This window comes from Amedibacillus dolichus DSM 3991 (assembly GCF_000154285.1).
Lineage (GTDB): Bacteria > Bacillota_I > Bacilli_A > Erysipelotrichales > Erysipelotrichaceae > Amedibacillus > Amedibacillus dolichus.
In genome coordinates this window covers 131,840-155,768 of sequence record NZ_DS483475.1, presented here as the reverse complement: position 1 = coordinate 155,768, position 23,929 = coordinate 131,840, and the positions used below count along the sequence as shown (strand labels likewise).

Annotated in this window: 24 protein-coding genes and 2 other annotated features; of the genes, 18 read left to right on the top strand and 6 right to left on the bottom strand. The window is 39.3% G+C overall.

The window, feature by feature from the left end; translation table 11 throughout:
• Positions 1–98 precede the first annotated feature (98 nt).
• Positions 99–449, bottom strand: a complete 351-nt coding sequence (locus tag EUBDOL_RS05615) for an Imm70 family immunity protein (protein WP_226811625.1) — start codon at positions 447–449, stop codon at positions 99–101.
• 230 nt (positions 450–679) lie between these two features.
• On the bottom strand, positions 680–949 hold the full coding sequence (rpsT, locus tag EUBDOL_RS05610) for a 30S ribosomal protein S20 (protein ID WP_004799460.1): 270 nt from the start codon (positions 947–949) through the stop codon (positions 680–682).
• Positions 950–1,051: 102 nt separating this feature from the next.
• On the opposite strand from rpsT, the gene gpr reads away from it, so the two are divergent.
• The 10 genes from gpr (at position 1,052) to EUBDOL_RS05560 (ending at position 10,219) form a co-directional block, all read left to right on the top strand.
• Positions 1,052–1,927 carry a GPR endopeptidase gene (gene gpr / locus EUBDOL_RS05605; RefSeq protein WP_004799459.1) on the top strand — a complete coding sequence of 292 codons (876 nt, stop codon included), beginning with the start codon at positions 1,052–1,054 and terminating at the stop codon, positions 1,925–1,927.
• A gap of 74 nt (positions 1,928–2,001) precedes the next feature.
• A complete protein-coding gene (locus tag EUBDOL_RS05600) occupies positions 2,002–2,868 on the top strand; it encodes a stage II sporulation protein P (RefSeq protein ID WP_004799457.1) in 867 nt (288 codons plus the stop codon).
• Positions 2,865–3,161, top strand: a complete 297-nt coding sequence (locus EUBDOL_RS05595) for a hypothetical protein (protein WP_004799456.1) — start codon at positions 2,865–2,867, stop codon at positions 3,159–3,161. The genes EUBDOL_RS05600 and EUBDOL_RS05595 overlap by 4 nt, the downstream gene beginning before the upstream one ends.
• A gap of 48 nt (positions 3,162–3,209) precedes the next feature.
• A complete protein-coding gene (fmt, locus tag EUBDOL_RS05590) occupies positions 3,210–4,154 on the top strand; it encodes a methionyl-tRNA formyltransferase (protein ID WP_004799454.1) in 945 nt (314 codons plus the stop codon).
• 229 nt (positions 4,155–4,383) lie between these two features.
• Complete coding sequence (gene lepA / locus EUBDOL_RS05585; protein ID WP_004799452.1) at positions 4,384–6,192, top strand: translation elongation factor 4; 1,809 nt, start codon at positions 4,384–4,386, stop codon at positions 6,190–6,192.
• Between the two features lie 97 nt (positions 6,193–6,289).
• The gene (locus tag EUBDOL_RS05580; RefSeq protein ID WP_004799450.1) at positions 6,290–7,144 is read left to right on the top strand and encodes a hypothetical protein; all 855 of its coding nucleotides are present in this window, start codon (positions 6,290–6,292) and stop codon (positions 7,142–7,144) included.
• A gap of 32 nt (positions 7,145–7,176) precedes the next feature.
• Complete coding sequence (locus tag EUBDOL_RS05575; protein WP_040463255.1) at positions 7,177–7,893, top strand: sporulation initiation factor Spo0A C-terminal domain-containing protein; 717 nt, start codon at positions 7,177–7,179, stop codon at positions 7,891–7,893.
• A gap of 10 nt (positions 7,894–7,903) precedes the next feature.
• The gene (gene hemW / locus EUBDOL_RS05570; protein ID WP_004799446.1) at positions 7,904–8,995 is read left to right on the top strand and encodes a radical SAM family heme chaperone HemW; all 1,092 of its coding nucleotides are present in this window, start codon (positions 7,904–7,906) and stop codon (positions 8,993–8,995) included.
• Positions 8,996–9,102: 107 nt separating this feature from the next.
• Complete coding sequence (locus tag EUBDOL_RS05565) at positions 9,103–9,612, top strand: hypothetical protein (protein WP_004799444.1); 510 nt, start codon at positions 9,103–9,105, stop codon at positions 9,610–9,612.
• 49 nt (positions 9,613–9,661) lie between these two features.
• Positions 9,662–10,219, top strand: a complete 558-nt coding sequence (locus tag EUBDOL_RS05560) for a YqaA family protein (RefSeq protein ID WP_004799442.1) — start codon at positions 9,662–9,664, stop codon at positions 10,217–10,219.
• Here EUBDOL_RS05560 and EUBDOL_RS05555 read toward each other — a convergent pair.
• Complete coding sequence (locus EUBDOL_RS05555; RefSeq protein ID WP_004799440.1) at positions 10,182–10,844, bottom strand: gamma-glutamyl-gamma-aminobutyrate hydrolase family protein; 663 nt, start codon at positions 10,842–10,844, stop codon at positions 10,182–10,184. The genes EUBDOL_RS05560 and EUBDOL_RS05555 overlap by 38 nt on opposite strands.
• 41 nt (positions 10,845–10,885) lie before the next feature.
• Positions 10,886–11,833 carry a TIGR01212 family radical SAM protein gene (locus EUBDOL_RS05550; RefSeq protein ID WP_004799438.1) on the bottom strand — a complete coding sequence of 316 codons (948 nt, stop codon included), beginning with the start codon at positions 11,831–11,833 and terminating at the stop codon, positions 10,886–10,888.
• 190 nt (positions 11,834–12,023) lie between these two features.
• Between EUBDOL_RS05550 and EUBDOL_RS05545 the strand changes: the two genes are divergently transcribed.
• Both EUBDOL_RS05545 and EUBDOL_RS05540 read left to right on the top strand, forming a co-directional pair.
• Entirely contained in the window at positions 12,024–12,626 is a 603-nt protein-coding gene (locus tag EUBDOL_RS05545; RefSeq protein ID WP_235713697.1) for a M48 family metallopeptidase, read from the top strand.
• A 43-nt stretch (positions 12,627–12,669) separates the two neighbouring features.
• Positions 12,670–14,028, top strand: coding sequence for an MATE family efflux transporter (locus EUBDOL_RS05540; protein WP_040463252.1), 1,359 nt, complete (start codon positions 12,670–12,672; stop codon positions 14,026–14,028).
• A 54-nt stretch (positions 14,029–14,082) separates the two neighbouring features.
• Here EUBDOL_RS05540 and aroF read toward each other — a convergent pair whose 3' ends face one another.
• A complete protein-coding gene (gene aroF, locus EUBDOL_RS05535) occupies positions 14,083–15,099 on the bottom strand; it encodes a 3-deoxy-7-phosphoheptulonate synthase (protein ID WP_022420105.1) in 1,017 nt (338 codons plus the stop codon).
• Positions 15,096–16,364 carry a shikimate kinase gene (locus EUBDOL_RS05530; RefSeq protein WP_004799430.1) on the bottom strand — a complete coding sequence of 423 codons (1,269 nt, stop codon included), beginning with the start codon at positions 16,362–16,364 and terminating at the stop codon, positions 15,096–15,098. Before EUBDOL_RS05530 ends, aroF begins: the two co-directional genes overlap by 4 nt.
• 279 nt (positions 16,365–16,643) lie before the next feature.
• Here EUBDOL_RS05530 and aroD point away from each other — a divergent pair, with 279 nt between their 5' ends.
• The 6 genes from aroD (at position 16,644) to EUBDOL_RS05500 (ending at position 23,657) form a co-directional block, all read left to right on the top strand.
• On the top strand, positions 16,644–17,426 hold the full coding sequence (gene aroD / locus EUBDOL_RS05525; protein ID WP_004799428.1) for a type I 3-dehydroquinate dehydratase: 783 nt from the start codon (positions 16,644–16,646) through the stop codon (positions 17,424–17,426).
• Positions 17,419–18,258: a sulfide/dihydroorotate dehydrogenase-like FAD/NAD-binding protein gene (locus tag EUBDOL_RS05520; protein ID WP_004799426.1), complete on the top strand. Its 840-nt coding sequence runs from the start codon at positions 17,419–17,421 to the stop codon at positions 18,256–18,258. Before aroD ends, EUBDOL_RS05520 begins: the two co-directional genes overlap by 8 nt.
• Before the next feature lie 2 nt (positions 18,259–18,260).
• On the top strand, positions 18,261–19,649 hold the full coding sequence (gene gltA / locus EUBDOL_RS05515; RefSeq protein WP_004799425.1) for an NADPH-dependent glutamate synthase: 1,389 nt from the start codon (positions 18,261–18,263) through the stop codon (positions 19,647–19,649).
• 294 nt (positions 19,650–19,943) lie between these two features.
• Positions 19,944–20,183: a hypothetical protein gene (locus EUBDOL_RS05510; RefSeq protein ID WP_040463249.1), complete on the top strand. Its 240-nt coding sequence runs from the start codon at positions 19,944–19,946 to the stop codon at positions 20,181–20,183.
• A gap of 35 nt (positions 20,184–20,218) precedes the next feature.
• Positions 20,219–20,409, top strand: a binding site (T-box leader).
• Between the two features lie 39 nt (positions 20,410–20,448).
• Positions 20,449–22,845, top strand: a complete 2,397-nt coding sequence (gene leuS / locus EUBDOL_RS05505) for a leucine--tRNA ligase (RefSeq protein WP_004799421.1) — start codon at positions 20,449–20,451, stop codon at positions 22,843–22,845.
• A gap of 74 nt (positions 22,846–22,919) precedes the next feature.
• Positions 22,920–23,657: a YebC/PmpR family DNA-binding transcriptional regulator gene (locus EUBDOL_RS05500; RefSeq protein ID WP_004799419.1), complete on the top strand. Its 738-nt coding sequence runs from the start codon at positions 22,920–22,922 to the stop codon at positions 23,655–23,657.
• A gap of 68 nt (positions 23,658–23,725) precedes the next feature.
• Positions 23,726–23,920 (top strand) — a binding site (T-box leader).
• Positions 23,921–23,929 lie beyond the last annotated feature (9 nt).

Below are 23,929 nucleotides of genomic sequence, written 5' to 3'. Positions count from 1 at the left end.
ATAAAAAGAAGCTTTGTATGAGGAATGTATATTTCCATACAGAGCTTTTTTGACGTAAGGAAGGTTATCTACAAATTGGAATTGTATATGTGTAAATATCAAATACTTGTTATTTTAAGTTTTTCTGCTTTTAACAAGGCATGATTGAAAATTGTAATAAAATAATTTGATAAATCGGTTATAGTATCGCTGATAGTTGTTTCCCACGGTGGTTGGGCAGATGAATTTTGAATATCCCTTACTACTTTATCGAAAGAGTATTTTGTTAATCCTTGTTTTATCTGCCTCAATTTATTGATTGCTACAGGAATATGAGAACTGTTTAACTCACTTAAATACAATTCGTTCATAATGATTGAGAATTTAGTTCCCCATTTTTCGTTTTTCAAATTATAAGCAACTGTTGAAAAAAAGAAAATAAAAAATCTGCACTTCCTATTTGAAAGCAATAATACTTTACTTTAAAACCAACCATAGCGCTTTCTCCCTATACTTTACGCCATTTTAACTACGCAACTTTCACTTTATCACTATCTTGGTTAAAAATCAGGTAGTCATTTTTATCGGAATATTTTATGGAATTGATATGTTTTCTATAAGTCATCATATAAGACTCTTTCATTTGTTGTAACTTTTCTGCATAAAAAAAAACAGAACCGTAGTTCTGTCCTTTTCATAATTAGTTAGCTGAAATAGAATGAACAGCCTTAGCTAAACGTGATTTTTGACGGATTGCATAGTTTTTGTGATGAATCCCTTTAGCAACTGCTTTATCTAATTTAGAGTTTGCATTGTTAAGTGCAGCAACAGCAGCAGTAGCATCGTTTGCTTCAACAGCAGCTAATACAGCCTTGATAGAAGTTTTCAGTGCAGATTTCTGAGCGCTTACCATCATATGTCTCTTGTTATTTGTTTTTACACGTTTTTTCTGTGATTGGATCTGTGGCATATTGCACCTCCTAGTCTTTAATTGCCATTAAATTATAGCAAAAACAATTATAAAAAGCAATAATAACTATATAAAAATCCATACTAAACCTGAGGTGTGAATATGAAAAAAGGATATACCGTACGTTCGGATTTTGCAGATGAATTTATAACTAAGGATATTCATTCGAAAACGTATGAACATGTTGAAAAAGTAAATGACTATATTCAAATGAATACAATTCATGTTTTAAGTGATGAAAATGAATTAGGAAAAGCGAAGGGGGATTATGTTTCTATTGAAAGTCAAAGCATCAATGATCGAATTGCCCGAGAGTATATGATTGAAGCTTTGTATGAAAGTCTTATAGATATGCAAATGAAGATGAATTTAGAGCCGCATAAAATTTTGGTTGTCGGACTAGGAAATCGCTTTATTACCTCTGATGCACTCGGACCTAGAGTGGCATCGAATGTTTTGGTAACCTCCCATTTGTATCGCTTGCAGAGCACTAAAAAATGGAAGGGAACAAAAAATGTAGCGGTTTTACAACCGGGAGTGATGGGACAGACAGGATTGGAAACCTTTACGATTATCAAAAGTGTTGCGGAAGCTTTTGAGCCTGATCTCATTGTAGCAATCGACGCATTGGCAACTAGAAATATTGCACGTATCAATCGTGTGGTTCAGATCAATAACACCGGTATTCAGCCGGGAAGTGGAGTTGGAAATCATCGGCATGCTTTGAGTTATGAAACCTTAAAAGTACCCTTGATCGCCATTGGCGTCGCCACGGTAACAAGCATCGGAGCTATTTTGACAGAGGCTTTGGAGAATAGCGGTATAGATAGTAAGGAGCTTTTTGAGCATTTCCAAGAAACTACAAGACTAGAGCTTGTCGTTACTCCGAAATCCATGGACGATGAATTGAAGCATTTGGTGTATGTTGTTTCACAAGGACTAAACCGATTTCTACACCCCGATTTTGTAAATTTATAAGTCGTTTTTTGTCAAATGCTTTATACATGCTATTTGCATCACCTTCATACACTGTATAAGGAGGTGCTTTTTTTATGAAAACATCAATAAAAATTACTGCTAAGCTGCTGTTGCTTTGTCTTTTCTTGTTGTTTACTCCATTTGTTCATGGTCTGAAGCAAAGCTTAGAAGCCTCAAGTGATTGGCTGCAATCTCTTGTTTACAGACAAAGAACATATACACAAAATATGCATTTAAAGGAAAGCTTAAACATTCTTTCATATAATACGAATATAACCTTACCTAAGGAAGAAATTTCCGTAGAAACCACAAAAGAGCACCCAAGTGTTGTCCCCAATACAGCAGTACCATCAACTAAACAGCAGAAAAAAATATATATTTACAATACCCATCAATCAGAAGCTTATCAAGATGGAAAAACGGTATTGGACGCTGCTCTCATTCTCGGTAAAAAGCTAGAAGAAAAAGGATATAAGGTAGTGGTGGAAACCAATGACTTTATTGCTTATATGCGAAGTCAAGGCTGGGATTATAATAGCTCCTATAAGGTTTCTTATAAATATTTAAACGATGCTTTGGTAAATTACGGAGGCTTTGATTTAGTGATTGATTTTCATCGTGATAGTGTACCACGTTCAGCAAGCGTTTTAACCTACAACAATAAGAATTATGCAAAGACCATGATGGTGGTTGGCGGATTGGGGAAAAATGCACAAAGTGCAACGGCTGTTTCTACGACACTAACCGACATAATCAACACTAAGGTGAATGGTATGATGAAGTCTGTAATGATACGAGAGGCATATTATAACCAAGAGGTACATGAGAATATTGTGCTAATGGAGGTCGGCTCAGATGCCAATACCTTTTCGGAAGTTCAAAACAGTATTGATGTTTTGGCGGAAGGGATTGATGAGTTGTTGAAAGGAGAAGATCGATGAAGCGGTTTTTAGCAGATGCGGTACTAGTTTTCATCTTAATTTCTATCGGTTCGTATATGTTGGAGAAAGATGAACGTAGCGGATATAATCAATTAGAATTAGAAAAGGATCGCTTTGAAGAAAGTATCGCTAAAGAAAAGAATTTACCTATCCATCAGCGAAAGGTCGTCTTGAATGATATTGAAGAAAATAAGGCGGGGCAATTCGCTAAAACAAGCAGTGAGCTAGTTATTGACGTAATGGAGGGAGGGGTAAAGCTGTTTTCGGCTATCTTTGGCAGCATTACAAAATAGATGTATTTTTATAGGGAGTATGCTATAATTTCAGCGAGGTGAAGTACCATGAAGAAAGTAAATATATTGTTTATGGGTACTCCAGAGATTGCGGTGGCAATGCTTTCGCGTCTGTTGGAGGATAAATATCGTATTGTAGGTGTGGTAACACAGCCGGATAAAAAAATCGGAAGAAAGCAGCTTTTGACAATGCCGCCGGTGAAAGAATTGGCATTGGCACATGATATACCGGTATATCAGCCCGGTTCCATCAAGGAGGAATATGAACAGCTGATGGAACTGGATATTGATGTATTGATTACCTGTGCGTATGGACAATTCATTCCCAAAGCACTTTTAGAGTATCCGAAATTCGGAAGCTTTAATGTGCATACCAGTCTTTTGCCAAAGCTTCGTGGAGGTGCTCCGATTCATAGAGCAATTATGACAGGAGAATCTTTCAGTGGTGTTTCGATTCAGCGTATGGTAGCGAAAATGGACGCCGGTGCAGTATGTGCGCAACAAAAAGTGGAGATTACACAAGAGGACACTATGGGTACCTTATATGATAAATTGGCACAGGTCGGAGCGGATTTATTAGCAAAAACACTTCCGAAAATTATAAACAACGAAGCTTGCTTTGTAGAACAAAGGGAAGAGGAGGCAACCTTTGCTTACAATATTACAAAGGAAGAGGAGCTTGTTGATTTTGAATGTGATGTTCAAACGGTTTATAACCATATTCGTGCTTTGATTCCACAGCCCTGCGCATATGCGTATGTGCATCAAAAGAAATTAAAGTTTCATAAGGCTCGTATGATACGTGATAATCAGCCTCATGTTTGCGGACAAATCGAAGGATTGATAGATCAGGGAATTGCGATTGGAGCAATGAACGGTTATGTTCTCATTGATGAGCTGCAAATGGAGGGAAAGGCTAAAACAGATGCAAAGAGTTTTTATAACGGTATTGGAAAAAATTTAATCGGCTATATTATAAATAGTGAACAATAAAAAAAGCAGAAAAGATTCCTGCTTTTTTTATTATCGGAAAGCTCTCTCATTCTTTCCAAAATAACTTTATCACTGTGCTTGCTTGAAGTCAAGAAACATTCTTGCATTTGTCTGTTTTCTACGATTCGAAAATGCCGTATTTCAAGCTGTTTTTGTATAATTTTTAATATTTATATGTTTTTTAGAATTTCTTTGTTATAATATGTAGGTTATTAGGAGCGTGAAGCAAATGGATCAAAAACATATACGTAATTTTTCGATTATCGCCCATATCGACCATGGAAAATCTACCTTGGCTGACCGTATTCTTGAAATTACGGAAACCGTAGAACAACGAGAGATGAAGGAACAGCTATTGGATAGTATGGATCTTGAGCGCGAACGTGGAATTACGATTAAGTTAAATGCAGTGCAGTTAAAATATACGGCATTGAATGGGGAGGATTATATTTTTCATTTAATTGATACACCGGGACATGTCGATTTTACTTATGAGGTTTCCCGTTCGCTTGCAGCTTGTGAGGGAGCTGTGTTGGTCGTTGATGCGGCACAGGGAATTGAGGCGCAGACCTTAGCAAATGTGTATTTAGCACTCGACAATGAGTTGGAAATCGTGCCGGTTATCAATAAGATTGATTTACCTAGTGCACAGCCAGATGTCGTACGTCAGGAAATTGAAGATGTGATTGGCTTGGAGGCAGAGGATTGTCCGCTGATTTCCGCCAAAAACGGTTTGAATATCCGTGATGTGTTGGAGGCAGTAGTAGAACGTGTACCGGCACCAAATGGAGATATCAATGCTCCATTGCAGGCTTTGGTATTTGATTCTTTGTACGATGCATATCGTGGTGTTGTTGCCTTTGTGCGAGTAAAGGAAGGCAATATTCGTGTAGGGGATAAGATTCGTTTTATGGCAACCGGTGCCGAATACGAGGTACTAGAGGTAGGGATTCGAAATCCAAAGGAAGTAAAAAAAGATATGTTGGAATGCGGAGAGGTCGGCTGGCTTTGTGCGTCTATTAAATCAATTCGCGATGTACGTGTCGGTGATACGATTACTTCTGCTGCACGTCCGGCACAAAATCCACTTGTAGGCTATCGTGAAATGAACCCAATGGTCTATTGTGGACTATATCCAATTGATTCTGCCAAATATAATGATTTGCGTGATGCCTTGGAAAAGCTTCAGTTAAACGATGCGTCTTTACAGTTTGAGGCAGAAACCTCTCAAGCCTTAGGCTTTGGTTTTCGCTGTGGCTTTTTAGGACTTTTGCACATGGACGTTGTACAAGAGAGAATCGAGCGTGAATATCATATTGATTTGATTGCGACTGCCCCAAGTGTTGTATATCATGTTTATACAACCGATGGAAATATGCAGCATATTGAAAATCCTTCCATGATGCCGGAGGTTCAGAAAATCGATCATATTGAAGAACCGTTTGTGCGTGCAAGCATTATGACACCGAATGAATATGTTGGAGCAATCATGGATCTTTGTCAGCGTAAGCGTGGGAATTATAAGGATATGATCTATATTGATGCCAATCGTATGAATGTAGTATATGAGCTTCCGTTGGGAGAAATCGTTTTTGATTTTTTTGATAAATTGAAATCTTGTACGAAGGGATATGCGTCATTTGATTATGAATTGATCGGATATCAAACGAATAAATTGTCAAAGATGGATATTTTATTAAATGGAGAAATTGTCGATGCCTTAAGTGCGATCGTACATCGCGATTTTGCCTATCCGCGCGGACGTGCGATTTGCGAAAAGCTGAAGAAGCTGATTCCAAAGCAGCAGTTTGAAATCCCGATTCAAGCGGCTATCAATGGTAAGATCATAGCACGTGCAGATATTAAATCCTTGCGTAAAAATGTTCTTGCCAAGTGCTATGGCGGAGATATTTCACGTAAAAAGAAACTGTTGGAAAAGCAAAAGGAAGGAAAGAAGCGTATGAAGGCAGTTGGTAGCGTGGAAGTCCCACAAGAAGCGTTTATGGCTGTTTTATCTATGGACGATGATGAAAAGTAGAGTGTGCCTCTACTTTTTTTGTCGGTTTTTGACATTGTTTAGCGAATGAACGGGAATTGTCTTTTTTTCGTGCTATACTCATCAAGAGGTGTTATGTGTGGAGCTAATCGAACGATTTACGGAAGAAAAGTATTATAGCTTACAGGAGCTATATAAGGAATACAATGCTACGATTGCCAATGCGATGTGGAAGGAAATCACAGCATATCGCAAGGGTTTTCAAATGTGTTTTTCTTTTTTCTCGACATCTGTGTTTATCGTATTATGCAAGCAGGTTATGATGAAAACCATTTTAGCTGAGGAAAGCTTCATGCGTTTTTTATTAACAGCAGCAGATGATGTTGCTTTGTCCAAAAGCGAACAACTGCTTTATGAGTTACATTTAGATTATGAAAATGTGGAAGAACTACGCTATGCTTGTAATTTATTGGGAATGGATCATGTGTTGGAATGCCTTACTCTTTTGTCGATGGAGATACCTTTTTTATTACGCGTGTTTTTGATCCTTCAATCGGATTTTCAATATAAGGAGCAGCTGTTGTTTCTAGCCTGTAACAAGCAGCATAACCTTTCAATCCTTCCTATTTTGCTTACCTTATCGCTTCCAATGACATCAAAAAAGGATAAAACAAGGGATTATTTGACATTTCTTGCAGATTTTGACTTGCAAATAAAGCAAGCCATGGTATCATGTAACCATAGCGATAGCTGCTATTGTGAGCTATCAGCAGCGGCATTGGGACAGCGCTATCCGGATATCAGCCAACAGGCTTTGCAATTTTTTGTAGCACATCGTAAGACGAATCACTATTATACCATTGCACAATATATGGAGGTATGTGATGTCTGCTATGAAACAGCACGTAAGAGCATGGAGCGTTTTGTCGCAATGCAATGGTATAATAAACGAAAAATGGGAAAGAAATTCGTTTATTATATTCGTAAGCAATAAAAGGGGGAAGGGACACATAGGTGTCAAAGGGTATGAGCAATGTATATTTACGCATGCATAATTTTATACGTATGAAGGAATTGATGGATTGTCTTGAACAATATAACGATCTACATATTATCGGTATATCGAGTGATGGCACATTGGATTTTCAATGCCTGCAAGCGAAACAGGTTGATGTTTTGGTAATTGAAGTCGATCATTGTCTGCATGAATTTCAACAGCTTTTGAAAAACTATGAAGCATTTATAAGGGTACATAGAATGCAAATTTTGCCATTGTTTCAAGAATTAAGCAATGAGGCGATTAGGTTGCTGTTACAATATGAATTAAGTGGCTTTTTGGTAGAGCCGATTACAAGTGAAATGATTGTATCTGCGCTTCGCAAAGAGAGCAGGGTACAAGCTTTTGAAGATAAGGTATGTTGGAGTCCGGATATTTTCGCAACCAATGTATTGTTGGAACTTGGATTACCGATGCATTTGTATGGCTTTGCATATATCAAAAGCTGTGCTGAGCTATTATTAGAGGAAGCGGATCGGTTGCATACACAAATGCAGGAGGTTTATGAGGCCTGTGCGAGAAAATATGAAACAACTTCTTCGAGTGTAGAAAAATGTATTCGTACAGCGATCAATTACGTATATCGAAGACAACCGGAGAAAATTTGTATTTATAATGATAAGCCGACAAGTTCACAGATTATTTTGTTTGTAAGTGAGCGGTTGCGTTTGTATCATAGAAGGTAGGTAAGATGTTATGAGCTTTGTTTATGTCCATGTTCCGTTTTGTAAAACGATTTGCAGCTATTGTGATTTTGTACGCTGTGGCTATCATCAAGGCTTAGCGGATAAATGGCTGCAAGCAATACAAAAAGAAATCAAAGAAAAGCTAAGAAATGAAAAGATCACAACCTTGTATTTAGGGGGAGGAACACCGACTAGTTTGACAATCGCACAAATGGAAGTCTTATTGGAGTGTTTAGGGGAGTATAGCGCTGATGTTGAGGAATATACAGTAGAAGCCAATGTAGAATCATTAGATGATTCCATGTTGGAGCTGCTTGCCGGATATGGAGTGAATCGCATTTCACTAGGTGTGCAATCGATTGATGCTACACTTATCAAACGTATGAATCGCCATCATGATAAGCAAATGGTGATTGATACGATTCAACGAATTCATCATCATGGTATTCATAACATTTCCTGTGATTTGATTTATGGTCTGCCTGCCCAAACACCTGCGCTGTGGCAAGAGGATTTGCGAGTGCTTTGCGAACAGGATATTCAGCATATTTCGCTTTATGCTTTAACGATCGAAGAACATAGTGCCTTTGGTAGAGAAAAAGTAGCGGCGATGGAAGAAGATGAGGAAGCAGATTTTTATGAAGCAGCTATTACGTATTTGCAATCGCAGGGTTTTGAACAATATGAAATTAGTAATTTTGCACGTCATAAGCACTATTCAAAGCATAATCAAGCGTACTGGCACTACGAGGATTTTATCGGGATTGGCTGTGGTGCCAGTGGTAAACAAAAGCATGCACGCTATGATAATACACGTAATTTAGAAACCTATCTTCGACAAGGTCCATCGCCTTCCTATATTGCCTTAACAAGTAAAGACGAACGTTTTGAGATGATTATGATGGGATTGCGCTTGACGCAAGGAATTTCACTTTCAAAATTTTCTAAACGTTTTGGCTGTGAACTACTTTCCTGTTATGAAAATGCCGTTCAAAAAAATATAAAACTAGACTTATTGCGTATGGAAAATGGTTTTATAAAAGCAACCGATAAAGGCTTGCATGTATTAAATAGCGTACTTTTGGATTTTATGGAAGGCTAAGCGTTTGCGATAAGAAAAAGAAGGCAGCTTTTTGCTTACTTGCAATCATGTATAAATTTCTTTATAATGATTGAGGATAAAACAATTGAAGTAGAGGGAAAAACTATATGGAATTTCATATTCAAAAGCAAGAACAGAAATATCTCATTAAGGAAGATGGAAGAATTGTATTTTACGGGGATTATGAAATCGAGGAAAAACTGATTTCTTTGTATTTGCGCAATATTTACAGTGATGAAGCGATTGGCTTGTATCAGGTAAAAAAATGGTATACCGGAATTTTTCCGAAGCTTTCTCAAGCCTATACGATTTATGAGCAGGAAAATAAATTAGGGGAGCTTCAAAATGCCTCTAAAGGTATTCGACTTATGGAATATCAAGGTGTTACGTATCGTTTCTATGGTGGAGTTCATGGATCTTCTTATGAAATGCTTTGTTACGAACGTAATCGGCTTTGTGCGAAAATGCTTTTCGACGATGAGGTTACGGTAGAGTTTTATAATTCAAGTATGGGTGCCTTGTTTGCTGCACTCGCTGTCTTATGTAAAGAATTTCGTTTGTATGAGGGGTTATCTCAAACAGCTTTTATGGAAAAACTGCGTACGATAAAGGAATAAAATAGGTATAAAAAAGCATCTTACAGGCTATACTGAAACAGGTGATTTCATGGAGCTTGCAGATGCTTTTCTTTTATGGCAAGATATCGGTTTACTGCTGTATGCCACATTAAAGGCTTTTTTGCCATTACCTTCTTTAGAAGTCATGCTTGTACCACTTTGCTTAAGTCAGCCATCACATTGGATTCTTTATTCCTTAGAGGGAGCACTTGGAACATGCGTAGGCGGTATGATCGGATATGCTATCAGCTATCGTTACGGCCGACGGGCATTGCGTCATTTGGCAAATGAAAAGGAAATGAACAAAGGGGAAGAGTTAATGCAACGTTATGGTTTATGGGCGGTATTTATCGGAGGAATTACACCGATACCGGATTTTTTGTTAGCTTATTTAGCAGGCTTATCTCGTATGAATTTGTGGAGATTTTCACTTTGTGATGGATTGGCAAGACTTTTGCGAAGTTTGCTTGTATGTTACATGTTCAATCGTTTAGGTATATTGCTGGATTTCGATCAAATCGGAATATGGCTTTCTGTCTTGGTTGTAGTATGGCTTTTGCTACGGTATTTTAAACAGAAACGTGATAGTCATTCAAAAGGTGGATAAAATAAGGAAGAATACGATCGTTTGAAAGCTTTTCCGGGTGCCATTGAACAGCGATGATCGGATAGGTTGTATGATAAATGGCTTCCATGATGCCATCTTCACTTGTTCCACAACAGATGAGTTGTTTGCCAAGCGAATGGACGGCTTGATGATGGAAACTATTTACCGTAATATTGGTTGCATATAATTTTGATAAAAAGCCGTTTTTAGAAATTTGTAATGAGTGGGTATCGTTTGAAGCATGCGTAGCTTTGTCGATATCCTGATGGAGCGTGCCGTGAAAATAAACGTTTAATAACTGCATTCCCCGACAGATCCCCAAGATCGGCTTTTTCTGTTTCATGAATGCATCAATGCAGCAAAAATCAAAGTGATCCATCGGATAAGGATAAAGCTTAGCGGTGCTGGATTGTTCCTCTTGCCAATAGCCAGAGGAAATATCATAGCCACCGGGAACAATAAGTCCATGACATATTTCTTGTGCGTAGGAAAGAGAGGCATAATCACAAATCGGAAAGATTATGGCATTAAGCTTTTGCAGTGCGGTTATATAGGCTTCATTTACAAACCATTTTTCACATTGTTCAAAGCTTTCCTTACGCATGATAATACCAATTATTTTCATAGTTTCACCCTAGTGTATGCTATGCTTAAAAAGAAAAAAAGCTACTTTTTTAATAGCTTTCCTTGCCAAGTATTTCTACGCTTCATTTCTTTGTCGATTTCATTAAGGACAACGACTTTTTTAAGTGTCCAATCTGGAGTGATCAAAGCTTCCTTTACGCCATCTCCGGTTAAACGCTGAATTACGATATGAGCAGGTATTCTTTCCAACTGCTTAATTACGATATCAACATATTCTTCTCTTGTTAGAACAGGAAAGGGAGAGGTAAGGTATTCTTCAGCCAATTTGGTGTTTTCCATGATATGAAGCATGTGGATTTTTACGGCATGAATAGGAAGCAGACCGACTGCACTAGCCGTTTCCAGCATCATTTTTTCACTTTCATTGGGTAATGAATTGATGAGGTGAACACAGATTTTAAGATCGGTGTCCTTTAATAATGCAATAGCATCTAAGAACTGTTGGTAGGTATGTCCTCGATTGATACGCTTAGCAGTGCTATCGTGAATGCTTTGTAACCCTAATTCGATCCAAATTTCCTTCTCTTTTGTCAGGCTTTGGAGATAGGTGATTTTTTCCTCATCTAAGCAATCGGCACGTGTGGCAATGCTGATTGCACAAATATCCTTTCGAGCCGCAAAGGGATCGAAAGTAGCCTTTAAAACATCGCAAGGAGCATAGGTATTGGAATACGCCTGAAAGTAGGCAATGGATTTTCCATTCGGCCATTTTTTCAGCATCATTTCCTGTCCCTTTGTGAATTGGATAGCTAAATCATCATGAATGTTACCGGCATATTCTCCGCTGCCCAGTGCTCCACAAAAGCTGCACCCACCAACACCGCAGGTTCCATCTCGATTGGGACAGGAAAAATTGGCATTTAATGCAACCTTAAAAACTTTGCTGTGAAAGCGATGCTTTAAATAATAATTCCAGGTGTGATAACGCTTGTTATCATCGCTGTATGGAAATGGATTTTGATATGTCATAAGTATCACCGTTGCTATTTTAGCATTTTCTTATATTTATTTCGAGTAGCTATTTATTTTTTTACAACATTATGAGATAATCATTACTCGAAAGGTTAGGGATTTTATGATTGCTGAGAGAACAATTAAACAATGTAAAAAGTATCCTCTTACATATACTCTTGTGATCAAACAGGTGAAAAATATAAATATGCGAATTGCTCATAATGGGGAGGTTATCGTAAGTGCAAACCCGTTTGTACCAATGGAAAAGATCGATGAATTTGTTTCGCAAAAAGCGGCATGGATTCTAGCGCATCAAAAACAGATGGAGCAGCGGCAAGGCTATTGTGAAATGAATGAGCATCAGCTGATGCTGTTCGGTAATTCCTTGCGTATTAAAACAAGCGTTGCCCAATATAACCATGTAAGTTATGATAAAACAACCTTATATGTGCAGCATAAGGAGGGTGCTGATGTAGAGCGTGTCATTCGTCGTTTTTTGGATAAATTATGCAAAGATGTATTTTTGGACGTTGCACAGCTCACGCACCGCACTTTAAAGGAGTATCAGTTGGAATTTCCGCAGATTAAGCTGCGGGATATGAAAAGTCGCTGGGGAACATGCACGCCGGCGAAAAATCAAATTACGCTGAATAAGCGTTTGATTCATTATCCTTTTGAATTTATCGAATATGTAGTGCTGCATGAATTTGTACATTTTATTCAGCCAAATCATTCAAAGGCGTTCTATCATGTGATTGAGAATTACATGCCGGATTATAAACAGCGAATGGAATTAATCAATCATTAGAGTGGAGGGTCTTCACTCTTTTTTTGTTGAAAGGGGATTTTATATGGAAGCAGTTGAGAAAAAACAGAACGATATGACCAGTGGTGTTATTTGGAAGCATATCGTTTATTTTGCAATGCCGTTGTTTTTGGGAAATTTATTTCAACAGTTGTATAATACAGCGGATTCCTTGATTGTTGGTAATTTCTTAGGCAGCAATGCTCTTGCTGCTGTAAGTTCATCAGGAAATTTGATTTTTTTAATGATCGGATTTTTTAATGGGATTGCGTTAGGTGCGGGAGTTGTGATTGCACGCTATTTTGGTGCTCGCCAATACGATAAGCTACAGGACGCAATGCATACAACCGTTGCGTTTGGCTTGGTTACCAGTGTGGTATTGACAATTCTTGGTGTTTGGAGTGCTCCATGGCTTTTGGAGCTAATGGATACGCCGCTCAATGTCATGCCGGAGTCTGTAAGCTATTTTCGAGTCTATTTCATGGGAAGTCTTGGTATGGTCATGTATAATATTTTTGTCGGTATTTTACAAGCGGTTGGAGATAGTAAGCACCCTTTGTATTACTTGGTAATTTCAAGTATTGTAAATATTATCTTGGATATTTTGTTTGTTGCGGTTTTCCATTGGGGTGTTGGAGCTGCTGCATTAGCAACCATTCTATCGCAATTTGTCAGTGCTTTTCTATGTATGGTTCAGCTGCTGCGTAGCAAAAGCGTGTATCGTATGGAATTAGCAAAGATTCGTTTTCATAAAGATGCCATGAAACTGATTATACGCTATGGGCTTCCAAGCGGTTTACAAAATTCAATCATTGCGATTGCCAATGTTGTAGTGCAGTCGAATATCAATGCATTTGGTGAAATGGCTATGGCCGGTTGCGGTGCTTTTTCGAAAATTGAAGGTTTTGCTTTTTTACCGGTAACTAGCTTTACCATGGCACTTACGACTTTTGTAGGTCAAAATTTAGGAGCATCACAATATGAGCGTACACGCAAGGGTGCAAAATTCGGAATTCTTTGTTCAATGATCTTAGCGGAAATCATCGGCATATTGATTTTTATCTTTGCCCCGGTATTGATTGCGGCTTTCAACAATGAACCACAGGTAGTGCTTTATGGTACGCAGCGTGCAAGGTATGCAGCCTTATTTTTCTGTCTGCTATCCTATTCTCACTGTGTATCTGCTATTTTGCGTGGGGCAGGAAAGTCTATGGTTCCAATGCTTGTTATGTTGGTCTGCTGGTGTTTGATTCGTGTTTCCTTCTTAGAAATCGTAGGTGCGTTCTATCCGCATATTGATATTGTATATTGGGTATATCCGCTTACTTGGACATTAAGCTCGATTGTATTTTTCATTTATTATCAAAAAGCCGATTGGCTGCATGGATTCGGTGGTCGGGCATAATAAAAATGAACCTGAAATGAAGGTTCATTTTTATATGCTTATCAATCGTATAGATTACATTTCTCGTCCGATCACATGGGCGATTTTACGACCTTTCTCAATGACCTCTTGGAAACGCTGCGGCTTTAGGGATTGCGCTCCATCGCTCCATGCATTTTCCGGATCGTTATGTACTTCGATAATCAATCCATCGGCACCGGCAGCAATAGCGGCCAAAGAAGCGGACTCTACTAAACGCCAATCGCCTGTTGCATGACTTGGGTCAATAATAATCGGAAGATGTGTTTTTTCTTTGATAATCGGAATGACGCTTAAATCTAATGTATTTCTTGTGTATGGCTCAAAGGTACGAATGCCACGTTCACAAAATATAACATTTTCATTTCCTTCGGACATAATGTATTCGGCTGCCATGATCCATTCCTCAATCGTATTGGATAAGCCTCGTTTTAATAAAATCGGTTTGTTTGTTTTACCCACGGCTTTTAATAAATCGAAGTTTTGCATATTTCGGGCACCGATTTGAATGACATCGACATGCTCAACAAATTCTTCTAGCTTATCGCTGCTCATCAGTTCTGAAACGATCGGCAAATGATAGCGTTCCTTTGCATGCTCAAGATATGCAATGCCCTTACTGCCTAATCCTTGGAAAGCATAAGGGCTTGTTCTTGGTTTATACGCACCTCCGCGAAGCATATCACCACCGGCTTGTTTTACTTCCTTAGCAATTTCCATGACCTGTTCTTCTCCCTCTACGGAGCAAGGACCTCCGATAACTACGATTTTTTCATGACCGCCAATCTTAATGCCTTGAACATCAATGATACTATCTTCTGGGTGGAATAAACGATTGGCTTTTTTATAGGGAGCTGCAATACGAGTTACATTTTGAACAAAATGATTCGCACGTATTAGCTTTTCATCAAGCTTACTGGTATCACCGACCAAACCAAAGACATTGTAATTATCTCCGTTGATCATAGTTACCGATAATCCTTTTTCTTCAAAACTGTGAATAAGCTTATCAACCTCTTGCTTTGGAGCATCTTTTTTTAATGTAATAATCATATATTTTCGTCCTTTCTGCTTGTTATCCATTGTTTTAGCTGTGTGCGAATTGCTTTTACGCAGGTCGCAAGATCCTCGTTATTTTTGATTGTTATCATTGCATAGCGCTGATAGAGAGGAAGCCGCTGTCGATACATTTGTTTAAGTGTTTGCGGATCCTTGGATAATGGGCGTGTAGCATCGCAGGTAAGCTTTTCGATATTGCGATCAAGAAATACGATAATGCCGTTTTGAGCTAAGGCATTCATATTAGCTTCGTTAAGTATTGCACCACCACCGGTCGCAAGAACACAATGATTTCGCAAGGCGATAGAAGCAATTATAGCTTGTTCCTTTTGACGAAAGCCTGCTTCGCCTTCCTGTGTAAAAATTTCAGGAATGCTTTGTCGATAGGTTTTCACGATTTCTTCATCACTGTCAAGATAGGTCATCTGCATTGCCTTGGATAGCTCTTTGGCAATAGAACTTTTCCCGGCACTTGGCATACCGATGAGAACAATGTTTATTTTCTCCCACAAAATCTTCTGATACAAACGATCGATATCCGCATTTGTGAAGCTGGCATCAAGGAAATAATTGACTGCATAAACAGCTTGAGCTACTAACATTTCTAAACCGCCGACAAACGGAATACCGTATTTTTTTGCTTGCAGACCAAGCCTTGTTACAAGCGGATTGTAAATGATATCAAGAACTGCCTCACAACTTGGAAAATCCTGTAAACCAATAGGAGCTTCATCGACATGCGGATACATTCCTTTCGGAGAGGTGTTGATAATAATTTGCACATCTCGATGTTTAGCATAAACTTCCGCAAAGCTGATAGCTCCGTTTTTAGCACTAGGGGAAACTACAATGAGCTCTTTTGCATCTGCATCTTTTATGACAGCCTGAACAGCAGCACTTGCTCCGCCGTTGCCTAAGATGAGAACCTTTTTATCAGAAACCTTAATATGGTGCTTTATGAGCATATAACGAAAGCCGTCATAGTCGGTGTTATAGCCTTTTAGCTTTCCGTTTTTATGGACGATGGTATTCACTGCACCAATCGTTTTGGCGGCTGTATCAATCTCGTCCAAATAAGGAAGTACCTCTTTTTTATATGGAATGGTTACATTGATAGCTTTGAATTGTCGTGCCTGCATGAATGCATGAAATTCTTTTGGATTCAAAGGACAAAGCTCATAGCTGTAATCGGCTAAGGCTTCGTGTATTTCTTTTGAAAAACTATGTCCGAGCTTTTCTCCTATAAGTCCGTAATTCATAAAATTCTCCCTTCGTAAAAAAGAAAAAGCATCAACGAATGTTCATGCCTTTAAGAAAATGCCCAGAAAACAAAAACCAAGGTATTTTACAATGGTGTTTTCCGGGCTATTGAAAGTAAAAGTAAAAATGATTTGGAATCAAAAACATTCTATCACTCCTATGCTCATAGGATACATCATTTTTCTGTGATTTGCAATATTTTTTCATAAAAATGTAAATATTTGCAAGTTATGATGATTTCTTGAAGGATTATGATATAATGATTGCGAGGTGAGCTTATGAAGCAATACAATATAAAGGGATACCGCATAGATTGTACACAGCCCTTGTTATGTGCACCAATTATCGGTACAAGCGTTGAGGAAGTAAAAGCGGAAATAAAACGCATTGAGGAAAGTGATGTAGAGGTCGTTGAATGGCGTATAGATTTATTTCTTACACATGAACCGGCTTACAAGCTTTTGGAAATGAGCAGCTATCTGTATCAAGAACTTTCTGATAGGATCTTGCTTTATACGCTTCGCTCGCAAGCTGAGGGAGGCGAGTGTGGGCTGTCTGCACAAGAAAAAGCAGAACTTCTTAAAGAACTGATTTCCTATCATCATGCGGATCTTATTGATTTGGAAGATGCTTTCCTTCAGACAGGAAATACTGCATTGCTTCAAAAGGCTCATAAGCAGCAAATGAAAGTGATTGTTTCTCATCACGATTTCCTGCAAACACCGAAGCGTGAGGAATTGTGTGAAAAACTGTTGGTTATGTCAAAGCGTGGCGGAGATATCGTTAAGTTGGCATGTATGCCGCAAAGTCATGAAGATGTGCTGACATTGGCACAGGTAGGTCAATGGGCAAGAAAAGAACTTGATTGTGCATTGATTATGATTTCTATGGGAACTTTGGGAATGCCTGCTCGGGTGTTTCCGACGTTGTTTTCCAGTGTTTTAAGCTTTGCGGGGGTGAGTGGAAGCAGTGCTCCTGGACAACTTTCGGTGCAAGAGATGCGCTCGATATGGAAAAGCTTACAAGAAAACGAGAAGAAAGGTGTGGACGAATATGTATAAAATTATTAAAAAGGAAGTCTTAAATCCGACGGTTACGAAAATGATTGTAGAGGCACCGCTGGTTGCGAAAAAAGCGAAAGCTGGACAATTTATTATCTTGCGTGTTCATGAATCCGGAGAACGGATTCCGCTGACGATTGCCGATTATGATCGAAAAGAGGGAACGATTACGATTATTTTTCAAGTTGTCGGAAAGACGACGATGCTGTTAAATCAGTTGGAAGAAAACGATTTGATTCATGATTTTGTCGGGCCATTGGGAAAACCGAGTCATATCGAAGGCTTGAAAAAGGTTTGTGTGATCGGTGGAGGTGTTGGCAGTGCCATTGCTTATCCGGTTGCTAAGGCGCTGCATGAGCAGGGCAGCGAGGTAAGTGTCATAGCCGGTTTTCGCAATAAAGATTTGGTTATTTTGGAAAAAGAATTTGCGGCTGTCAGCGAGCGTTTTTATTTGGTTAGCGATGATGGAAGTACCGGTACCAAGGGCTTGGTAACCGATATATTGGAACAATTGATTCAACAGGGCGAATGCTTTGATGAGGTAATTGCGATCGGACCGCTGATCATGATGAAATTTGTTTGTGAATTAACTAAAAAGCACCATATAAAAACGATTGTCAGTATGAATCCGATTATGATCGATGGCACCGGTATGTGCGGAGGGTGTCGTTTAAGCGTTGGCGGAGAAGTGAAGTTTGCTTGCGTTGATGGTCCGGACTTTGACGGACATTTAATTGACTTTGATGAGGCAATAAAACGAAGTGCAACATATCGGGATTTTGAAATGCACCAGCGCGAGGCTGCGTGCAATCTATTTCATAAGGAGGTATAATCATGGCAAATATGTCGCTTAAAAAGGTAGAGATGCCACTATTAGATCCTAAACAAAGAAGTACGAATTTTGAAGAGGTTGCTTTGGGATACAGTGAAGAAATGGCAATGGAGGAAGCAGGGCGTTGTTTGCATTGCCCGACTAAGCCTTGTGTGAGCGGGTGTCCGGTTTCTGTAAAAATCCCCCAATTTATTGAAAAGGTGGCACAGGGGAAATTTGAGGAGGCTTATCATATCATTCATGAAACAAGCGCTTTGCCTGCGGTATGTGGTCGTGTATGCCCACAGGAAACACAGTGTGAACAAAAATGTGTTCGAGGTTTAAAGGGAGAAAGTGTTGCGATCGGTCGTTTGGAACGCTTTGTTGCTGATTGGTATCGTGAGCATATTGATACAGCTATCCAAAAGCCCCAAAGCAATGGACATAAGGTCGCGATTGTCGGATCCGGTCCTGCCGGGTTGACATGTGCCGGTGATTTAGCGAAAGAAGGCTATCAAGTATCGGTATTTGAAGCATTGCATGTAGCCGGTGGTGTTTTGATGTATGGAATACCGGAATTTCGCTTGCCTAAAGATATCGTACAAAACGAAATCGAGGGTTTGAAGCAAATGGGAGTTGATATTCAAACCAATGTAGTAATCGGGCGCAGCGAAAGTGTCGATGATCTTTTTGAAGCTGGATATGAAGCAGTATTTATCGGCAGTGGAGCCGGTTTGCCTAACTTTATGAATATGCCAGGAGAAAATCTAAATGGGGTATATAGCGCAAATGAGTTTTTGACCCGCTGCAATTTAATGAAGGCTTATAAGGAAGATTCGGATACACCGATTCAACGTCCTAAAAAAGCTGTGATTGTCGGAGGTGGCAATGTGGCGATGGACGCAGCACGTTGTGCAAAGCGTTTGGGTGTTGAAGAGGTTATGATTGTATATCGGCGCAGTATGGAGGAGCTTCCCGCACGTAAAGAGGAAGTGGAGCATGCGATGGAGGAGGGAATTCAATTTCATCTTCTAACCAATCCGGTACGTGTACTTGGTGATGAACAAGGTTGGGTTTGCGGTGTTGAATGCGTTGAAATGGAACTAGGAGAGCCAGATGAAAGCGGACGTCGCCGCCCTGTCGAGATAAAAGATAGCAATTTTGTACTTTCAGCCGATTGTATGATCATGGCAATCGGAACTTCACCTAATCCGTTAATTCGCTCAACAACTGCCAATTTAGAAACTAATCGCAAAGGGTGCATTATCAGCGATGAGCAAGGACAAACAACCAGAGAAGGAGTGTTTGCTGGTGGAGATGCGGTAACCGGAGCTGCAACGGTCATTCTTGCCATGGGGGCAGGTAAAAAGGCAGCTGCGGCAATAGATGGCTATATTCAAAACAAAAAGTAATGATGAATATCAAAAAAGATGTCACCGACATCTTTTTTGGTAGGTTATCGAAAGGAAATCGATAGGAATAAATACTAGAAATATGTGCTTTTACCAATGAAAGGAAGGAATGTTAGATGACACATATTTCGCACTCATGATAAGCATACTACCATGAATAGAAATAATTTCTTATTTCTGCATTACTATTATACTATACCACACCATTGTTGTAAACCCTTACAACGAAAGATTAAAAATTAGCGCCGCTTGGTTTTTTTCGGATACTATGCTATCCTATTGGCAGGTGATACTATGAAAAAGAAGAAGAATAAATTAGTTATTGGCGCATCTCTTGCAATTCTTGCAATGTTTCTTATGTCAATCGTATGGCCTGCAACGCAGCAGATTGCCAAACTTATATCTATTGTGATTTTTGCGATTGCTTGCTTTGCACCTTTGCACAAGGAACAAAGGGAGGGCAAGGATATTACAGCATACGTTATATTTTATATATGTGTGATTGGATTTCTTGCCTATCTACTTTTCTTTTGACAATCTGTAGGTTGTTTGATATACTAAAGCTCGATAGAAAAGCGATGAATTAAAGTAGTAAATTCTGAAATTTGAAAAAGAGAGTCGATGGTTGGTGAAAATCGAACAAAGGAAGGAATCGAACTTGTTAAGGAGCTGATCGTGGATTCGTTTTCTCGCGTTAAGAGATTTGAGTGCATCGTTTACGATGAACTAAGGTGGTACCGCGTGAATTTACGTCCTTAGAGTAGCTGAGGGCGTTTTTTATTTGTAAAGGAGAATAAATATGGGATTTGATCACAAGAGTATTGAGAAAAAATGGCAAGCATATTGGGAAGAAAACAAAACCTTTGTATGTGATGTTTGGGATTTTTCAAAGCCGAAGTTTTATGCTGTGGATATGTTTCCGTATCCAAGCGGTCATGGTTTGCATGTCGGACACCCGGAAGGTTATACAGCAAGCGATATTGTTTGTCGTATGAAAATGATGCAGGGCTATAATGTCCTTCACCCAATGGGGTTTGATTCCTTTGGATTACCGGCGGAGCAATATGCGATTCAGACCGGAAATCACCCGGAAGGCTTTACATTGGAAAACATTGCGACGTTTACTCGTCAGCTGAAAATGCTAGGCTTTGGTTTAGATTGGGAGCGTCAGGTGTCAACCTGTGATCCAAGCTATTACAAATGGACGCAATGGATTTTCAAGCAGTTATATAATGATGGTTTGGCACGTTTGGTAAATATTCCTGTTAATTGGTGTGAGGAATTGGGAACGGTACTTGCCAATGATGAAATTATTGATGGCAAAAGCGAGCGTGGGGGATATCCGGTCATTCGTAAAAATATGCTTCAGTGGGTGATTGATATTCCTAAATATGCAGATCGTTTGTTGGAGGGCTTAGAGGAAATCGACTGGCCGAACTCTACCAAGGAAATGCAGCGCAATTGGATTGGTAAATCTATCGGTGCACATGTTGATTTTAAGGTAGATGGCTTTGAGGAAGGTTTTACGGTTTTTACCACACGCTGTGATACTTTATTTGGAGCTACCTATTGTGTGTTGGCTCCAGAACATGACTTGGTAGAAAAAATTACCACACCGCAGCAAAAAGCAGCAGTAGATGCTTATGTGAAGCTATGTGCTACAAAATCCGAATTAGAGCGTACCGAATTGAATAAAGAAAAGACCGGCTGCTTTACTGGCGCCTATGCTATCAATCCGGTTAATCAGAAGAAAATACCGATTTGGATTTCGGATTATGTTTTAGCAAGCTATGGAACCGGTGCGATTATGGCCGTTCCGGCACACGATACGCGTGATTATGCATTTGCGAAGGCCTTTGGCTTGGAAATTATTCCGGTGCTTGAAGGCGGCGATATCAGTAAGGAAGCTTGGACAGAAGATGGCGTACATATCAATTCCGATTTTTTGAATGGTTTGAATAAGGAAGATGCGATTGCGGCAATGATTGCTTTCTTGGAAACTCATAAGTGTGGACGTCAGCAGGTGAATTATCGCTTACGTGAATGGATTTTTGCTCGTCAGCGTTATTGGGGAGAGCCGATTCCGATCGTACACATGGAAGATGGTACGACTCAGGTGTTGGAAGATGATGAATTACCGCTTGTATTGCCGAAGCTAGATGATTATTCACCAAGCAAGAGCGGTGCCAGTCCATTAGAAAAAGCAAGTGCTTGGGTAAATGTGGAGCGCAATGGCATGCATGGAAAGCGTGAAACTAGCACTATGCCAGGAAGTGCAGGTTCCAGTTGGTATTTCTTACGCTATATTGATCCGCAAAATGATCAGGTGTTTGCTGATAAGAAATTGTTGGAGCATTGGATGCCGGTGGATTTGTATATTGGCGGCAGTGAGCATGCGGTAGGTCATTTATTATATTCTCGTATGTGGAACAATTACTTGTATGATAAAGGGTTAGTACCGGTAAAGGAACCATTCAAAAAGCTGTTCCATCAAGGTATGATCCTCGGTGAGAATAATGAAAAAATGTCAAAATCACGTGGAAATGTCGTAAATCCCGATGATATCGTTCATGCTTATGGTGCAGATACCTTGCGCCTGTATGAAATGTTTATGGGACCACTTGAATCCGCAAAGCCTTGGAGTGAATCCGGTGTAGAGGGAGCACGAAAATGGTTGGATCGTGTATATCGCTTATTTATAGAGATGGATGTATTAAGTGATGAAAATGACGGTGCATTGGATTATAGCTTTCATTTCACTGTGAAGAAGGTTACAGATGATTTTGAAAGTCTAAACATGAATACCGCAATTTCACAAATGATGATTTTTATTAACGATGCTTATAAAGCAGGAAAGGTATATCGTCCATATGCGATTGATTTCATTAAGATGCTTTCCTGTGTTGCCCCTCATGTATGTGAGGAAATGTATCAGATCATAACCGGAAAAACATGTCTTGTGCATGAAAGCTGGCCAACTTATGATGAAAGCAAGCTTGTTAAAAATGAGGTTGAAGTCATTGTACAGGTGAATGGTAAGTTACGTGGGAAATTCAGCGTACCAACCGGTAGCGATGATGATGTATTGAAGGAAGAAGCAATGAAGATTCCGGCAGTAGTTTCTCAGTTGGAAGGAAAAACCGTACGCAAGGTGATTGTTGTTAAAGGCAAGCTGGTAAATATTGTTGCGAATTAAGCGCAGTATTTCTAATTGCATGTATTTAACTGATTATGATATACTTATGTAGAAAATTTGGAAGGTGATTACAAATGGGTAGACATTTTGAGGTTCGTGCTGCATCTATGCAGAAAACGGCAAATGCAAAAGCAAAACTATATTCACGTTTTGGAAAAGAAATTTTGGTAGCCGCAAAGGCAGGAGTTCCGGATCCGGAAATGAACATGCCTTTGAAAAAGGTTATTGAACGTGCTAAGGCCAATCAAGTGCCGGCAGATGTTATTAAGCGTGCAATCGAAAAGGCAAAAGGAGGAAGTACGGAAAATTATTCCAGTGCAACCTATGAGGGCTTTGGTTCCGGCGGTGGAGCAACGGTCATCATTGATTGTTTGACAGATAATGCCAATCGTACCATTGCGGACTTGCGTGCATGCTTTAATAAATCTCATGCGAAATTAGGGGTTGCGGGAAGTGTTTCCTTTAACTATGAGCATGTTGGCTTGATCGTTATTAAATATAATGATGAAGAAGCGATGATGGACGCTTTGATTATGGGTGAAGTTGATTTGAAGGATATTGAAGTTGATGAGGATATGATGACGATTACCGTAGAACCAACCGATTTAAACAAAGCCAAAGATGCAATCGAAGAGCTTATACCTGATGTTGAATTTGATGTATTGGAAACAACCATGTTGCCAAATGAATATATCACGTTAGAAGGTGAAGATTTGAAGCTGTTCCAACGCTTAGTTACTTTGTTAGATGATGTAGACGATGTGCAGCAGGTGTATCACAACGTACAAAATATCAATGATCCGGTAGAATAAAGTTTACGAAAAAGAAGTCAATCGGCTTCTTTTTTGTTGACATTGGAAAATAAGCTTAGTAAACTATACATAGTCCTAAGATTAAGAAAGTTTCTTATGCAAGCATCGTAGAGAGAGGGCGTGTGGTGAAAGCTCTTATGTAAGATAAGAAATTGACACTTATGAGGAATTATCAGGAAATGGATAATCGTATCTCGGCGTTAACGAAAAAAGAGCACTTAATAAGTGAAGTAAGGTGGCACCGCGTTTTTAACGTCCTTATCGTGAGGGCG

Bases quoted from the DNA above. Each gene is read 5' to 3' on its own strand.
- aroD (WP_004799428.1), top strand. From the start codon at position 16,644: ATGAAGCAATACAATATAAAGGGATACCGCATAGATTGTACACAGCCC.
- EUBDOL_RS05530 (WP_004799430.1), bottom strand. From the start codon at position 16,364: ATGAATTACGGACTTATAGGAGAAAAGCTCGGACATAGTTTTTCAAAA.
- EUBDOL_RS05595 (WP_004799456.1), top strand. From the start codon at position 2,865: ATGAAGCGGTTTTTAGCAGATGCGGTACTAGTTTTCATCTTAATTTCT.
- leuS (WP_004799421.1), top strand. From the start codon at position 20,449: ATGGGATTTGATCACAAGAGTATTGAGAAAAAATGGCAAGCATATTGG.
- EUBDOL_RS05600 (WP_004799457.1), top strand. From the start codon at position 2,002: ATGAAAACATCAATAAAAATTACTGCTAAGCTGCTGTTGCTTTGTCTT.
- EUBDOL_RS05565 (WP_004799444.1), top strand. From the start codon at position 9,103: ATGGAATTTCATATTCAAAAGCAAGAACAGAAATATCTCATTAAGGAA.
- EUBDOL_RS05550 (WP_004799438.1), bottom strand. From the start codon at position 11,833: ATGACATATCAAAATCCATTTCCATACAGCGATGATAACAAGCGTTAT.
- EUBDOL_RS05545 (WP_235713697.1), top strand. From the start codon at position 12,024: ATGCGAATTGCTCATAATGGGGAGGTTATCGTAAGTGCAAACCCGTTT.
- EUBDOL_RS05560 (WP_004799442.1), top strand. From the start codon at position 9,662: ATGGAGCTTGCAGATGCTTTTCTTTTATGGCAAGATATCGGTTTACTG.
- EUBDOL_RS05540 (WP_040463252.1), top strand. From the start codon at position 12,670: ATGGAAGCAGTTGAGAAAAAACAGAACGATATGACCAGTGGTGTTATT.
- aroF (WP_022420105.1), bottom strand. From the start codon at position 15,099: ATGATTATTACATTAAAAAAAGATGCTCCAAAGCAAGAGGTTGATAAG.
- fmt (WP_004799454.1), top strand. From the start codon at position 3,210: ATGAAGAAAGTAAATATATTGTTTATGGGTACTCCAGAGATTGCGGTG.
- EUBDOL_RS05510 (WP_040463249.1), top strand. From the start codon at position 19,944: ATGAAAAAGAAGAAGAATAAATTAGTTATTGGCGCATCTCTTGCAATT.
- EUBDOL_RS05555 (WP_004799440.1), bottom strand. From the start codon at position 10,844: ATGAAAATAATTGGTATTATCATGCGTAAGGAAAGCTTTGAACAATGT.
- EUBDOL_RS05500 (WP_004799419.1), top strand. From the start codon at position 22,920: ATGGGTAGACATTTTGAGGTTCGTGCTGCATCTATGCAGAAAACGGCA.
- EUBDOL_RS05575 (WP_040463255.1), top strand. From the start codon at position 7,177: ATGAGCAATGTATATTTACGCATGCATAATTTTATACGTATGAAGGAA.
- gltA (WP_004799425.1), top strand. From the start codon at position 18,261: ATGGCAAATATGTCGCTTAAAAAGGTAGAGATGCCACTATTAGATCCT.
- gpr (WP_004799459.1), top strand. From the start codon at position 1,052: ATGAAAAAAGGATATACCGTACGTTCGGATTTTGCAGATGAATTTATA.
- lepA (WP_004799452.1), top strand. From the start codon at position 4,384: ATGGATCAAAAACATATACGTAATTTTTCGATTATCGCCCATATCGAC.
- hemW (WP_004799446.1), top strand. From the start codon at position 7,904: ATGAGCTTTGTTTATGTCCATGTTCCGTTTTGTAAAACGATTTGCAGC.
- rpsT (WP_004799460.1), bottom strand. From the start codon at position 949: ATGCCACAGATCCAATCACAGAAAAAACGTGTAAAAACAAATAACAAG.
- EUBDOL_RS05520 (WP_004799426.1), top strand. From the start codon at position 17,419: ATGTATAAAATTATTAAAAAGGAAGTCTTAAATCCGACGGTTACGAAA.